The sequence below is a fragment of the Bradyrhizobium sp. BEA-2-5 genome, assembly GCF_032918025.1.
In the GTDB taxonomy this organism is placed as follows: Bacteria; Pseudomonadota; Alphaproteobacteria; order Rhizobiales; family Xanthobacteraceae; genus Bradyrhizobium; species Bradyrhizobium pachyrhizi.
In genome coordinates this window covers 7,911,184-7,924,549 of the sequence record NZ_CP136629.1, presented here as the reverse complement: position 1 = coordinate 7,924,549, position 13,366 = coordinate 7,911,184, and the positions used below count along the sequence as shown (strand labels likewise).

Annotated in this window: 10 protein-coding genes and 1 pseudogene; 2 read left to right on the top strand and 9 right to left on the bottom strand. The window is 64.1% G+C overall.

Annotation, left to right across the window (positions count from 1 at the left end; all coding sequences use genetic code 11):
- Positions 1 to 26 precede the first annotated feature (26 nt).
- Entirely contained in the window at positions 27 to 1,175 is a 1,149-nt protein-coding gene (locus RX327_RS36985) for an ABC transporter substrate-binding protein (protein WP_317248835.1), read from the top strand.
- Between the two features lie 127 nt (positions 1,176 to 1,302).
- Here the strand turns inward: RX327_RS36985 and RX327_RS36980 are convergent, their stop codons facing one another.
- The 4 genes and pseudogenes from RX327_RS36980 to RX327_RS36965 all read right to left on the bottom strand — a co-directional run bounded on the left by RX327_RS36980 (position 1,303) and on the right by RX327_RS36965 (position 5,503).
- Positions 1,303 to 1,698, bottom strand: coding sequence for an endonuclease domain-containing protein (locus RX327_RS36980; RefSeq protein ID WP_050382617.1), 396 nt, complete (start codon positions 1,696 to 1,698; stop codon positions 1,303 to 1,305).
- A gap of 259 nt (positions 1,699 to 1,957) precedes the next feature.
- Positions 1,958 to 2,691: pseudogene (locus RX327_RS36975) on the bottom strand (ABC transporter ATP-binding protein).
- Positions 2,688 to 4,457 carry a branched-chain amino acid ABC transporter ATP-binding protein/permease gene (locus RX327_RS36970; protein ID WP_317248834.1) on the bottom strand — a complete coding sequence of 590 codons (1,770 nt, stop codon included), beginning with the start codon at positions 4,455 to 4,457 and terminating at the stop codon, positions 2,688 to 2,690. Before RX327_RS36970 ends, RX327_RS36975 begins: the two are co-directional and overlap by 4 nt.
- Positions 4,458 to 4,462: 5 nt before the next feature.
- Entirely contained in the window at positions 4,463 to 5,503 is a 1,041-nt protein-coding gene (locus RX327_RS36965) for a branched-chain amino acid ABC transporter permease (protein ID WP_317248833.1), read from the bottom strand.
- A gap of 179 nt (positions 5,504 to 5,682) precedes the next feature.
- Here RX327_RS36965 and RX327_RS36960 point away from each other — a divergent pair, with 179 nt between their 5' ends.
- Positions 5,683 to 6,201, top strand: a complete 519-nt coding sequence (locus RX327_RS36960; protein ID WP_317248832.1) for a MarR family winged helix-turn-helix transcriptional regulator — start codon at positions 5,683 to 5,685, stop codon at positions 6,199 to 6,201.
- 209 nt (positions 6,202 to 6,410) lie between these two features.
- On the opposite strand, the gene RX327_RS36955 is transcribed toward RX327_RS36960, so the two are convergent.
- The 5 genes from RX327_RS36955 to RX327_RS36935 form a co-directional block, all read right to left on the bottom strand.
- Entirely contained in the window at positions 6,411 to 7,694 is a 1,284-nt protein-coding gene (locus RX327_RS36955; RefSeq protein ID WP_317248831.1) for a glycerate kinase, read from the bottom strand.
- Between the two features lie 22 nt (positions 7,695 to 7,716).
- Positions 7,717 to 8,949 (bottom strand): ABC transporter substrate-binding protein, encoded by a 1,233-nt coding sequence (locus RX327_RS36950; protein WP_317248830.1) that lies wholly within the window; start codon positions 8,947 to 8,949, stop codon positions 7,717 to 7,719.
- A 266-nt stretch (positions 8,950 to 9,215) separates the two neighbouring features.
- Entirely contained in the window at positions 9,216 to 10,442 is a 1,227-nt protein-coding gene (locus tag RX327_RS36945) for an ABC transporter substrate-binding protein (protein WP_317248829.1), read from the bottom strand.
- Between the two features lie 161 nt (positions 10,443 to 10,603).
- Positions 10,604 to 11,830 carry an ABC transporter substrate-binding protein gene (locus tag RX327_RS36940; protein ID WP_317248828.1) on the bottom strand — a complete coding sequence of 409 codons (1,227 nt, stop codon included), beginning with the start codon at positions 11,828 to 11,830 and terminating at the stop codon, positions 10,604 to 10,606.
- 279 nt (positions 11,831 to 12,109) lie between these two features.
- Positions 12,110 to 13,336, bottom strand: a complete 1,227-nt coding sequence (locus tag RX327_RS36935) for an ABC transporter substrate-binding protein (RefSeq protein WP_317248827.1) — start codon at positions 13,334 to 13,336, stop codon at positions 12,110 to 12,112.
- Positions 13,337 to 13,366: the final 30 nt, after the last annotated feature.

Genomic DNA, 13,366 nt, shown 5'->3' with positions numbered 1-13,366 from the left:
AAAAACTTAACTGCAGGGAGGAATGAATGAGGAAGGCCACTCTCGCCGCGGCGCTCGCAGCAGCCATCGCGCTGCCGGGCGCGCCCGCACTGGCGCAGACCAATGAAATCACCATCGGTATCTCGATCTCGACTACGGGTCCTGCCGCCGCGCTCGGCATTCCCGAGCGCAATGCACTCGAGTTCGTGCCGAAGGAGATCGGCGGCGTGCCGCTGAAGGTGATCGTGCTCGACGACGGCGGCGATCCCACCACCGCGACCACCAACGCCCGCCGCTTCGTGACCGAATCCAAGGCCGACATTATCATGGGCTCGGCGCTGACGCCGCCGACCATCGCGGTCTCCAACGTCGCCAACGAGGCCGGGATCCCGCATTTCGGTCTTGCGCCGTTCCCGATCACGCCCGAGCGCATGAAGTGGTCGGTCGCGATGCCGCAGCCGATTCCGATCGTGGGCAAGGTGCTGTACGATCACATGAAGTCCAAGGGCGTGAAGACGCTCGGCTACATCGGCTATTCCGATTCCTACGGCGACCTCTGGTTCAACGACCTCAAGGCCCAGGCCGTGCCGATGGGCATGACCATCGTCGACGAGGAGCGCTTTGCCCGTCCTGACACCTCGGTAACCGGACAGGTGCTGAAGCTGGTCGCCGCCAATCCGGACGCGATCCTGGTCGGCGCGTCCGGCACCGCAGCCGCCCTGCCGCAGACCGAGCTGCGCGAGCGCGGCTACAAGGGCCTGATCTACCAGACCCATGGTGCTGCCAGCATGGACTTCATCCGCATCGCCGGTGCGGCCGCGGAAGGCGTCATCATGTCGGCCGGTCCGATCATGTCGCCGGAAACCCAGCCGGACACCGCGCTGACCAAGAAGCCGGGCCTCGCGCTGAACTCGGCCTATGAAGCCAAATATGGCCCGAACAGCCGCAGCCAGTTCGCCGGCCACTCCTACGACGCGTTCGAAATCCTCAAGCGCGTGATCCCGGCGGCGCTGAAAACGGCAAAACCCGGCACGCCGGAATTCCGCGAAGCGATCCGCAAGGCGTTCATCTCCGAGAAGGAGATCGTCGCGACCCAGGGCGTCTACAACTGGACCGAAAAGGATCGCTACGGCCTCGACGACCGTTCGCGCATCCTGCTGACGGTCAAGGACGGCAAATACGTCCCGGCGATGTAAGTTGGCTCACCATCCGTGAAACGAAGAAGCCGGTCCCGATGCGGGCCGGCTTTTTCCTTACCCTCCCCTGGAGGGGGAGGGTCGCTTCGCATCGCGGGAGCGATGTGAAGCGGGGCAGGGTGAAAGTCTATCGCCGCCGGTGGTGCCTCAATGGCACGGCTTCCGCCTCGCGAGTGCCGTAGAGTTCGACATAAATCCGCTCCAGCACGGCACTGAGGTCAGCCGTGATCTCCGAATTCCAGAAGCGGATGACGCGATATCCCTCGTTCTCCAGCCATTGCTGCCGCTCGCGATCGCGCAGTGCAGTGTCATCGTCGTTGTGGTGTCCACCGTCGAGCTCGATGATCATCCGCTTGGCCGGGCAAAAGAAGTCGACGACATAGGGACCGATCGCGGCTTGCCTTCGAAAATGCGTTCCGTCCGTTGGCAGCTCTCTCAGCCCGCGCCACAGGATTCGTTCATGCGGCGTCGTGTCGGCGCGCAGCTTCTTCGCAGCCGCTCTTAGGATCGATGCTGAGACCATTTGCGCGGCTTCACCCCACCCCGATCGCACCCGCGATGCTGCGCATCGCCGCGTGCCCTCGACCCTCCCCCTCCAGGGGAGGGTGAAGTGGAGCGCAATCTTCGCGCGAATGCAAGTCGATGGACGGCTCTTACCCTCCCCTGGAGGGGGAGGGTCGCTTCGCAGCGCGAGTAGCGATGCGAAGCGGGGTGGGGTGACGGTCTATCGCCGTCGGCAGTACCTCAATCACCACTGGCAACCGACGTACAACAAGGGCAATCTAAACCGCGCTCTCGCCTTCGTGCTGGAAGCCGAGATAGCTCGCGGCGACGCCCTTGTTGGCGGCGATGTCCTTGGCGGTACCTGACAGAACGAATTCGCCGAGCTCCATCACATAGGCCTGGTCCGCGATCTTCAGCGCGGCCTGCGCGTTCTGCTCGACCAGCAGTACGGAGACGCCGGCGGCGCGCAGCTCGGTGACGATACGGAAAATGTCGGCGACGATGATCGGAGCGAGGCCGAGGCTCGGCTCGTCCAGCATCAGGAGTTTTGGCTCGCCCATCAGCGCGCGGCCCATCGCGAGCATCTGCTGCTCGCCGCCGGAGAGCGTGCCGGCAAGCTGCTTGCGCCGCTCCTTCAGCCGCGGGAACAGCGTGTAGACCCGCTCCATCGAGGCTTTCGCCCGGCTCCGCTCGATGCGGAAGGCGCCCAGCTCGAGATTGTCCTCGACATTCATGGTCACGAACAATTCGCGGTGCTCGGGGACGAGGCCGAGCCCCATCGCGACGCGGTCCTCGATGTCGAGCCGGGCGCCATGTCGACGCCGGCGAAGCTGGTGCGACCCTTCAGCGGCAGAATGCCCATGATGGCCGAAAGCAGCGTGGTCTTGCCGGCGCCGTTGGCACCGACGATGGTGACGATCTCGTTGGCCCCGACCTCGAGCGAGACCGAGCGCACCGCCTCGACCTTGCCATAGGCGACATGCGCGTCGGTGACAGACAACAGCGCGCTCATGCCGCCACTCCGAGATAGGCCTTGATCACTTCGGGATTGGTCTTGATCGTGGCGGGGGTGCCCTCCGCGATCTTGGTGCCGAAATCGAGCACCACGATGCGGTCGGCGAGGTTCATGACGAAGCCCATGTCGTGCTCCACCAGCAGCACGCTCATGCCGCCGTCGCGCAGCTCGCGCAGCAGCGTCGCGAGGCGCTGCTTCTCCATGTGGCGCAGGCCCGCGGCCGGCTCGTCGAGCAGCAGCAGCATCGGATCGACGCAGAGCGCGCGGGCGATCTCGACGATGCGCTGCTGACCGAGCGAAAGGCTGCCCGCGAACTGGTGCATCTGCTCGGTGAGGCCGACGCGCTCGATCTGGCGGGCGGCTTCCGCGAGCAGCTTGGCCTCGTCGGCGCGGTCGAGGCGCAGCATCGAGGAGAGGGGGCCGGAATGGCCGCGCAGATGCGCGCCGATCGCGACGTTTTCCAGCACGGTCATGTCGGGGACGAGCTTGACGTGCTGGAAGGTCCTGCTGATGCCGAGCTTGACGATCTCCTGCGGCGGCGCGTTGTCGACCTTCTTGCCGAGCACCGAGATCTTGCCGCTGGTTGCGGTCAGGACGCCGGTGATCAGGTTGAACGTCGTGCTCTTGCCGGCGCCGTTCGGGCCGATCAGCGCCACGATCTCACGAGCCCGGACGTCGAACGAGACATTGTTGACCGCGACCACGCCGCCGAACTGCTTCCGCGCCCTGTCGATGTGCAGAAGGATCGGAGACGTTCCTGGCGCCCGTTCGCGGTGCTCCAGGTTCACGGACGTGTCCGGGGTCTTGCGGGCGGGCTTGAACGGCAGCCGCGACATCAGCCAGGGCCAGACACCCTGAGGTGCGAGCTGCAGCAGCGCCACCAGCATGATGCCGAACACGATGGTCTCGACCTGGCTCTGGCCGCCGAAGATGTAGGGCAGGTAGCTCTGCAACACCTCCTTGAGGATCACGACGATGCCGGCGCCCAGGACGCCGCCCCAGACATAGCCGGCGCCGCCGACCACGGCGATGAAGAGATATTCGATGCCCATATGCGCGCCGAACGGGGTCGGGTTCACCGCGCGCTGGAGATGGGCGTAGAGCCACCCCGAAAGACCGGCGAGCACCGCGGCATGGATGAACACCAGCAGCTTGGCGCGCGGCGTCTGCACGCCGAACGCTTCGGCGGCGACATGGCCGCGCCGCAACGCGCGGATCGCGCGCCCGGTGCGGGAGTCCAAGAGGTTCATGGTGAGTAGCGCGGACAGCAGCACCGCGACCCAGATCGCATAATAGATCGCATCCGGGCTCAGCATCTTGAACGTGCCGATCGACAGCGGCGGGATCGACGAGATGCCGTCGTTTCTCCCCAGGAACTCCAGCTTGCTGAAGAGATAGAACAGCCCGAGCCCCCAGGCGAGCGTGCCGAGCGGCAGATAATGGCCGGAGAGGCGGACGGTGATCAGCCCGAGCAGCACCGCGAGCGATCCGCTGACCACGAGCGACAGCGGCAGCGTCAGCCAGGGCGACAGGCCGTAGGCCGTCGACAGCACCGCGGTGGTGTAGGCGCCGAAGCCGACGAAAGCCGCCTGCCCGAACGAGGTCAGGCCGCCGACGCCGGTGAGCAGCACGAGACCCATCGCGACCAGCGCCGCGAGGCCGATATTGTCGAGCAGCACGATCCAGAACGGCGGCATACCCGGGACAAGCGGAATCACCGCCATCACGAGCGCGAAGATGATGAGGGGAAGGCGCTGCGTCATCGCGCTCAATCCTTCTCTTCTTCGACCTCGGGCGCCGCGAGCGAGCGCAACACGAGCACGGGGAGGATCAGCGTGAACACGATGACTTCCTTGAAATTGCTGGCATAGAAGGACGAGAACGCCTCGACGATGCCGACGACCAGCGCCGCGACGGCGGTGAGGGGATAGCTGACGAGCCCGCCGATGATCGCGGCGACGAAGCCCTTCAGGCCGATCAGGAAGCCGCTGTCATAGTAGAGCGTCGTGATCGGCACGATCAGGATGCCCGACAGCGCGCCGATGACAGACGCCAGCAGGAAGGCGATCTGCCCGGACAGCGTGGTGCGGATGCCGGCAAGCCGCGCCCCCAGCCGGTTCACGGCGGTCGCGCGCAGCGCCTTGCCGGTCTTGGTGTAGCCGAAGAACAGCCACAGGGCGACGATGAAGCCGATCGTCAGGCCGTAGACCGCAAGGCTTTGGCCGGTGAAGCGCAGCGGGCCGGCGGTTACTGCGGCATTCGACAGCGCAGGCGCGCGCAGGCCCTCGGCGCCGAAGAACAGCAGGCCCAGTCCCTGCAGCGCGAGGTGGACGCCGACGGACGCAATCAGCAGCACCAGCACCGAGGTGTGCGCCAGCGGCTGGAACGCGATGCGGTAGAGGTAGAGGCCGATCGCCGCCACGATCAGGAGCGCGAGCGCGATGTTGACGGCGATCGGCGTGCCGGGACCGACCAGCGCGTAAATCAGGCCGAGCAGCGCGACGGGAAAGGCGATGTTGAGCGCGACCGAGTGGATCACCAGCCGCGCATGCAGCGCGTTGCGGGCGAAGAACAGGTCGAGGGCGAAGGCGACGAGGCCCATCGCGACCGCAAGCCGTGCGGTGCCGGGCACCTGGCCGGTCGCCAGCATGGCATAGGTCAGCGCGCCGTAGGTGACGAATTCGCCCTGGGGAATGAGGATGACGCGGGTGACGGCGAACACCAGCACCAGCGCCAGGCCGAGCAGCGCGTAGATCGCGCCATTGGTGATGCCGTCCTGTACCAGGAACAGCATGATGGTGGTATTCAAGACCGGACGCTCCCCCTCAAGCGTCGGACCGCCTCAACCGGTCGTGCCGGTCAGGTCGGCCGATATCGGCTGTTGAAAGGTGCCGACATTTGATATAGTCCATAACAATTATTAGATATAATCTCAAGGTCCCCGAGTGTCGTGCGGGATTCTTGTACCGGGATTGCGAGCCTGGAGCGATGACTGTTTCCAAGACCGCCACCGATGCCCTCCGTTCGTCGCGCGCCCTGCGCAGGGAACCGGCCGACTCTGCCGGGGACGACAGCATGCTGCAACTGGGCGAACTGTCCGGATTGCTCGGCTATTCGTTGAAGCGGGCCCAGCTCAAGGTGTTCGAGAACTTTCTGCGCTGCATGGCCTCGCTCCAACTGACGCCGGCGCAGTTCTCGGTCCTGCTCCTGGTCGAGAAGAACCCCGGCCGCAACCAGACCGAGATCGCCTCCACGCTCGGCATCCTCAGGCCGAACTTCGTGGCCATGCTCGACAATCTCGAAAGCCGCGATCTGTGCGCGCGGATCCGCTCCACCAACGACCGCCGCTCGCACATCCTGGTGCTGACCGACAAGGGCAAGGCCGTGCTGGCGCGAGCGAAAAAGCTCGTCGCCACCAAGCACGAGGCCCGGCTGAACGAGGTGCTCGGTCCGGCTAACCACGCCGCGCTGCTGGAGATGCTGGCGAAGCTTGCGCAGGAGTTTTGACGCTCTTGTCATTCCGGCGCGTCGCGTAGCGACGAACCCGGAATCTCGCGCGACAATCTCTAAAGCGCGATGCGATCGGGATGAATCGTCATCGCGCCTTAGCTCTTTGTTTGAGCATGATCTTTTCGGAAAGCCGCTGCGCACCTTTCCGGATCATGCTTTAGATTCCGGGTTCGCGCTTACGCGCGCCCCGGAATGACGAAGGTGGATCAATCCACCAGGATCACCCGCACATCGTTGACATTCGTCAGTGTCGGCCCGGTCAGCAGCAAATCCCCGGTCTGCGCGAAGAAGCCGGTGGCATCGTTGTTCTCGAGATAGGCCTTCGGATCGAGGCCGATCGATTTCATCTTCGCGAATGTCGCCTGGTCGATCACTGCGCCGGCCGGGTCGGTCGCGCTGCCGGCGCCGCCGTCGGCGCCGTCGGTGTCGCCGGCGAGGGCCGAGATGCCGGCGGTGTCCTGCAACAGGCCGGCGAGCGCCAGCGCGTATTCCTGGTTCGGTCCGCCGCGCCCCTGGCCACGCACGGTGACCGTGAGCTCGCCGCCGGAGAGGACCGCAACCCGCTTGCCTTCGCTGCGCGCCTTCAGCGCAAGCCGCGCGTGATCGGCGGCGACCTCGCGCGCCTCGCCTTCGAGATCGGCGCCGAGGTCGATGGTCTCGTAGCCGGAGGCGCGCGCCATCTTCACCGCGGCGTCGATCGAGGCCTTCGGCTTTGCCAGCAGTTCGAATGTCGCCCGCGCGAAGGCGGCATCGCCGGGCTTGCAGCTTTCGTTCGCGGGATCGTCGAGCGCGCGACGGACCGCGTCGTCGATGGAGAGATTGTATCTGGCGACCAGCGCGCGCGCATCCGCCAGCGTCGTCGGATCCGGCACGGTGGGGCCGGACGCGATCGCGGAAGGGTCGTCATGCGGCACGTCGGAGATCGCGAGCGTGACGATCTCGGCGGCGTTCCTGCCTGCGCGCGCCAGCCGGCCGCCCTTGATGCGCGAGAGGTGCTTGCGCACGACATTCATCTCGCCGATCGGCGCGCCCGAGCGCAGCAGCGCGCGGTTGACCTGCTGCTTCTGGGCAAAGCTCACGCCCTCGACCGGCGCGATCCAGTTCGCCGAACCGCCGCCGGTCAGCAGCACCAGCAGGAAATCGTCCGGGGTCGCTGTCGCGGCGAGCCGCAGCGTGTCGTCCGCCGCTTTGAGCCCGGCTTCGTCAGGCACGGGATGGCCGGCCTCGACCACGCGGATGCGGCGGGTCGGCACGCCGTAGCCATGGCGCGTGGTGGCGATGCCGACCAGCCGCTCCGGCGGGAGCTCGAGCGCGTCGAGATAGTGCCGCTCGGCCGCCGCGGCCATCGCGGCTGCGCCCTTGCCTGCGCAGAGACAGATCACCCGTCCCTTCGGCACCGGCCGCAGCCGCGGCGCCAGCACGACATCGGGATGCGCAGCCGCCACCGCGGCATCGAAGATCGAACGCAGGAAAGGACGACGGTCGGTCATGGTTGTGCCTTATGTAACGCGGTCAGTTTCCGCCGACTTCGCCGCTGATGACGTCGCCGAACAATTGCCAGCGCTCGCCCTTGAACTGCATCAGCTGGAGCTGTTCGATCGGCTGGAAGTCGGCAGGCCCGGTCGACAGCGTCACGCCGGGCAGCAGGCCGCCCTGCGCGAATTGCTTCAGGCTCGCCGCCTGCTTCATCACATTGGCGCGGGTGAGGTCGTCACCGCAGCGGCGCAGCACCTCGACCATCGTGGTCGCCATGTTGTAGCCGGTCATCGCCGAGGCATCGACGCGGTTGGTGTCGGGCATGTATTTGGCGAGCAGGTCGTCGAACGCCTTCATGCCGGCGTCGTCCTTCCATTGCGGATCGCTGGCGTCCTTGGCGTAGGCGGCCGAGATCACGCCCTGCGCATTGTCGAGGCCGGCCGGACGCATCACGGTCGCGGTGGAGGCCGAGACGTTCGAGATGATGGTCACGGGCTTCCAGCCGATCTCGCCGATCTTGCGGATCGCCTGCGCCGCGAATTTCGGCGTGGTGAAGAAGACGATGACGTCGGGATTGGAGGATTTCAGCCGCACCACATGGGAATCGATCGTCGGCTCGGCGACTTCATAGCTCTCCTTGGCGACGACGCGCGCGGGGTCGCTGGCGAAGCCGTCTTCCAGCCCCTTGAGGTAGTCCTTGCCCATGTCGTCGTTCTGGTAGAGCACCGCGACCTTGGTGCCGGGCTTTTCCTTGAGCAGATATTTCGCGTAGATCCGCGACTCGCTCTGATAGCTGGGCAGCCAGCCCATGGTCCAGGGGAAGGCCTTCGGATCGTTCCACTTGGTCGCGCCGGTGGCGACGAACAGCTGCGGCACCTTCTTGGCGTTGAGATATTTCTGGATCGCGGTGTTGGAGGCGGTGCCGAGCGTGCCGAACAGGAACAGCACCTCGTCGCTCTCGACCAGCCGGCGCGTCTGCTCGACGGTCTTAGGCGGCGAGTAGCCGTCGTCGTAGGAGACGAAAGTAATCTTGCGCCCGTTGATGCCGCCGTCGTCGTTGACCTTCTTGAACACCGCGGCCATCGCCTTGCCGACCACGCCATAGGCCGAGGCCGGGCCGCTATAGGGCATGGTGTTGCCGATCTTGATCTCGGTGTCGCTCGCACCGGTGTCGTATTTCTTCTGCGCCCATGCGGCATTGCCGGTCGCGGCGGCGACGGCGAGGCCGAGCAGGGCGGTTGCGACACGGTGTCGGATCGGCATCGGCATTTCCCGAAATCTCCTTGTTGTTGCCGCCGCGCAAGGGCGTCGGTTTCTTGTCGGGGTTCTTGCCGGTTTACCTAGCGTATTGCCGGGCAAAGTGTAAGCAGGCATTGCCCGGGCCGGCCTGCGAGCAGGCTATGGCTATAAACTCCGGTTTCCGACGCGTTTTCTTCGCGCGAACCGGTACCCGCTTCGCCCGAAAACGCGCCAACAAAAAGCCCCCTGCGACGGTATCGCAGGGGGGCCTTTCCCGGTCGAGGGGCGGCGGGAAATCAGCCGCCGACGTCGGCGCTGATGACCTCGCCGAACAGTTCCCATTTCTCGCCCTTGAACTTCATCAGCTGCAGCTGGCTGATCGGGGCGAAATCGGTCGCCGACGTGTTGATCTTGATGCCGGGCAGCAGCGCCTCGGTGCGGAAGTCCTTCAGGCTCGCGGCCTGTTTCATGACGTTCGCGCGCGTGAGGTCGTCGCCGCAGTTCTTCAGCACCTGGACCAGCGTCTGTGCGACGCCGTAGCCGACGATCGTGCCGCCGTCGGTCTTGTCGCCTTCGGGGAAGTACTTCGTCATGAAGTCGAGGAACGCCTTCATGCCGGGGTCGTTGGCCCATTGCTTGTCGGAAGCGTCCTTCAGATAGGCCGCCGAGATGATGTCCTGCGCGTTCTCGAAGCCGGCCGGCTTGATCACGCTGCCGACCGAGGCCGAGACGTTGTTGAGGAAGTGCAGCGGCTTCCAGCCGATCTCGGCGACCTTCTTGATCGCCTGCGCCGCGAATTTCGGCGTTGTGATGTTGATGAAGACGTCGGCGCCGGTCGCCTTCAGCTTGACGATGTGATTGTCGATGGTCGGCTCCGACGTCTCGTAGCTTTCCTCCAGCACGATCATGCTTGCGGCCTTGGCGCCGAGGCCGTCCTTCAGGCCCTTCAGGTAGTCCTTGCCGTAATCGTCGTTCTGGTAGAGCACGCCGATCTTGGCGTTGGGCAGCTCCTTCAGGATGTATTTGGCGTAGATCTGCGTCTCGCTCTGGTAATTGGGCTGCCAGCCCATGGTCCAGGGAAAATCCTTCGGGTCGTTCCACTTGGTGGCGCCGGTGGCGACGAACAGCTGCGGTACTTTCTTGGAGTTCATGTATTTCTGGATCGCCGAGTTCGACGGCGTGCCGAGCGAGTTGAAGATCAGCAGCACTTCGTCGCTCTCGACCAGCTTGCGGGCCTGTTCCACGGCCTTCGGCGGCGAGTACGCGTCGTCGTAGGAGACGAAATTGATCTTGCGGCCGTTGATGCCGCCCTCGTCGTTGATCTTCTTGAAATAGGCGGCTTCGGTGCGGCCGATCACGCCATAGGCGGAGGCCGGTCCGCTGTAGGGCATGATGTTGCCGATCTTGATCTCGGTATCGGACGCGCCGGTGTCGTATTTCTTCTGGGCGAGTGCAGCGCTGCCGGATGTCGCGACGAGCGCGAGCGCGGCCCCGAGGACCGCAAGTTTCTTGGTAGCGGACATCTATGTCTCTCTCCCTGTTTGTCAGACGCATGTGTCTCGGCCCTCTTGCTTGGAGAGCTCTTTATTTGGCTGCAGTGATTATCATTTTAGGCGGTTCGCCTCAATGAGAAGCCCCTGCGGCAAACGCCGCAGGGGCGGTATCTTTGGTCGACCTTTCCGGCCTAACCGCCGACGTCGCCGCTCAGGACCTCGCCAAATCGCTCCCAATGCTCGCCCTTGAAGCGGATCAGTTGCAGCTGCGAGAGCGGCGCGAAATCGGAGGCCGACGTGTTGACCTTGATGCCCGGCAACAGCCCCGCAGGCTCGAAATCCCTGATGCTGGCCGCCTGCTTCATGATGTTCTCGCGGGTCAGATTGTCGCCGCAGGCCTTGAGCACGTGCACGAGGCCCTGGCTCACGATATAGCCATACATCACCGCGGCGTCGGCGCGGTTCGCATCCGGATAGTACTTATCCAGGAATTCGTTCCAGGCGATCATCGCCGGGTCCTTCTTCCATTGCCCGTCGGTCGGGTCCTTGAAGTATTGCGACGAGATGATGTCCTGGGCGTTCTCGAAGCCGGCCGGCTTCATCACGCTGCCGACCGAGTTCGAGACGTTGTTGAGGAAATGCAGCGGCTTCCAGCCGATCTCGGCGTTCTTCTTGATCGCCTGCGCCGCGAATTTCGGCGTGGTGATGTTGATGAAGACGTCGGCGCCGGTCGCCTTCATCCTCACGATGTGGGAATCGATGGTTGGCTCGGAGACTTCGTAGCTGTCCTCAATGGCGATCATCGAGGCGGCCTTGGCGCCGAGCCCGTCCTTGAACCCCTTCAGATAGTCCTTGCCGTAGTCGTCGTTCTGGTAGAGCACGGCGATCTTGGCGTTCGGATGGTTCTTCAGGATGTATTTGGCGTAGATCTGCGTCTCGCTCTGGTAATTGGGCTGCCAGCCCATGGTCCAGGGGAAGTTCTGCGGATCGTTCCACTTGGTGGCGCCGGTGGCGACGAACAGCTGCGGCACCTTCTTCGAGTTCATGTATTTCTGGATCGCCGTGTTGGGCGGCGTGCCGAGCGAGTTGAAGACGAGCAGCACCTCGTCGCTCTCGACCAGCTTGCGCGCCTGCTCCACCGTCTTCGGCGGCGAGTAGGCGTCGTCATAGGAGATGAAATTGATCTTGCGGCCGTTGATGCCGCCCTCGTCGTTGATCTTCTTGAAATAGGCGGCTTCGGTGCGGCCGATCGCGGCATAGGCGGAGGCCGGGCCGCTATAGGGCATGATGTTGCCGATCTTGATCTCGGTGTCGCTGGCGCCGGTGTCGTATTTCTTCTGGGCAAGCGCAGCGCTGCCGGATGCGGCGACGAGCGCAAGCGCAGCAGCAAATGCCGTCAATTGTCGTATTGCAGACATGCCGTTTCTCTCCCTGATTGCAGATGATGTGTCGCGGCCCCCTGTTTCGAGGGCTCATTATTGGTCGTAAAAACTATCATCTTACCTGGGGTGTCTCAATGAAAAGCCCCTGCGGCATTGCGGCAGGGGCTGCGTCTTTAGTCGACCACCCTCAAGGCGGGCCGCTGCTCAAAAATTCGCCAACGCGTTCGCCTGTGCGCGGCGCCAACCGCAGAGATTGCGGTCGAGTAAAGCGGCGCCGTTGAGTTGAGCGCGCGGCCGAACAGACCGACGTGACGATCAGTTGCTCAGATTGCTCGAAATGATGTCCCCGAACAGCTCCCACCTTTCGCCTTTGAACCGCATCAGGCGCAATTGCTTGATCGGTGCGAAATCGGTGGCCGAGGTGTTGATGCTGATGCCCGGCAGCAGCGTGCCGGGGACGAAGTCCTTCAGGCTTGCGGCCTGCTTCATGAGGTTGGCACGGGTGAGGTCGTCACCGCACATTTCCAGCACCTGCACCATGGTCTGTGCGGCGGCGTAGCCGAACGAGGTGGCGCCGTCGAGCTTGTTGGCGTCGGGATAATTCTTCTTGAGGAAGGCAAGGAATTTCTCCATCCCGGGATCCTTGTCCCACTGCGGATCGGCGCCGTCCTTGAGATAGGATGCCGACAGGATACCCTGCGAATTCTCGAAGCCCGCCGGCTGCATCACGCCGCCGACCGAGGCCGAGACATTGGCGACGATCTGCAACGGCGTCCACGCGATCTCGGCGGCCTTCTTGATCGCCTGTGCCGCGAATTTCGGCGTCGTGATGCTGACGAATGTGTCGGCACCGGTGGCCTTCAGCTTGACGATGTGGCTGTCGATCGTGGGCTCGGATGTCTCGTAGGCCTCGTCGGTGACGATCATCGATGCCTTGTCGCCGAAGGCGTCCTTCAAGCCCTTCAGATAGTCCTTGCCGAGATCGTCGTTCTGGTAGAGCACGCCGACCTTGGCGTCCGGCTTCTCCTTCATGACGTATTTGGCGTAGATGCGCGCCTCGCTCGCGTAGTTCGGCTGCCAGCCCATGGTCCAGGGATAATCTTTCGGGTCGTTCCACTTCGAGGCGCCGGAGGCGATGAACAGCTGCGGCACCTTCTTCTCGTTCATGTATTTGCGGATGGCGCTATTGGTGGAGGTGCCGAGCGAGCCGAAAATCAGCAGCACCCCGTCGCTCTCGACCAGCTTGCGCGCCTGCTCCACCGTCTTGGGCGGCGAATAGCCGTCGTCATAGGTTATGAAGTTGATCTTGCGACCGTTGATGCCGCCCTTGTCGTTGACCATCCTGAAATAGGCCTCCTCGGTCTTGCCGATCACGCCGTAGGCCGAGGCGGGTCCGCTGTAGGGCATGATGTTGCCGATCTTGATCTCGGTGTCGGATGCGCCGGTGTCGTATTTCTTCTGCGCCAGCGCGACATTGCAGCTCGTCAAGATCAGAGCGAATGCGGACAACAGCGCCGCCAGGGACGGGCGTACGGCAGTCATGGTTTCCCCACCTCGGACTCTTGGTTTTGG

What these genes read in the sequence shown, in the direction of transcription:
- RX327_RS36935 (WP_317248827.1), bottom strand. Translation starts at nt 13,336, where the DNA reads ATGACTGCCGTACGCCCGTCCCTGGCGGCGCTGTTGTCCGCATTCGCT.
- RX327_RS36955 (WP_317248831.1), bottom strand. Translation starts at nt 7,694, where the DNA reads ATGACCGACCGTCGTCCTTTCCTGCGTTCGATCTTCGATGCCGCGGTG.
- RX327_RS36950 (WP_317248830.1), bottom strand. Translation starts at nt 8,949, where the DNA reads ATGCCGATGCCGATCCGACACCGTGTCGCAACCGCCCTGCTCGGCCTC.
- RX327_RS36980 (WP_050382617.1), bottom strand. Translation starts at nt 1,698, where the DNA reads ATGGTCTCAGCATCGATCCTAAGAGCGGCTGCGAAGAAGCTGCGCGCC.
- RX327_RS36960 (WP_317248832.1), top strand. Translation starts at nt 5,683, where the DNA reads ATGACTGTTTCCAAGACCGCCACCGATGCCCTCCGTTCGTCGCGCGCC.
- RX327_RS36985 (WP_317248835.1), top strand. Translation starts at nt 27, where the DNA reads ATGAGGAAGGCCACTCTCGCCGCGGCGCTCGCAGCAGCCATCGCGCTG.
- RX327_RS36970 (WP_317248834.1), bottom strand. Translation starts at nt 4,457, where the DNA reads ATGACGCAGCGCCTTCCCCTCATCATCTTCGCGCTCGTGATGGCGGTG.
- RX327_RS36940 (WP_317248828.1), bottom strand. Translation starts at nt 11,830, where the DNA reads ATGTCTGCAATACGACAATTGACGGCATTTGCTGCTGCGCTTGCGCTC.
- RX327_RS36945 (WP_317248829.1), bottom strand. Translation starts at nt 10,442, where the DNA reads ATGTCCGCTACCAAGAAACTTGCGGTCCTCGGGGCCGCGCTCGCGCTC.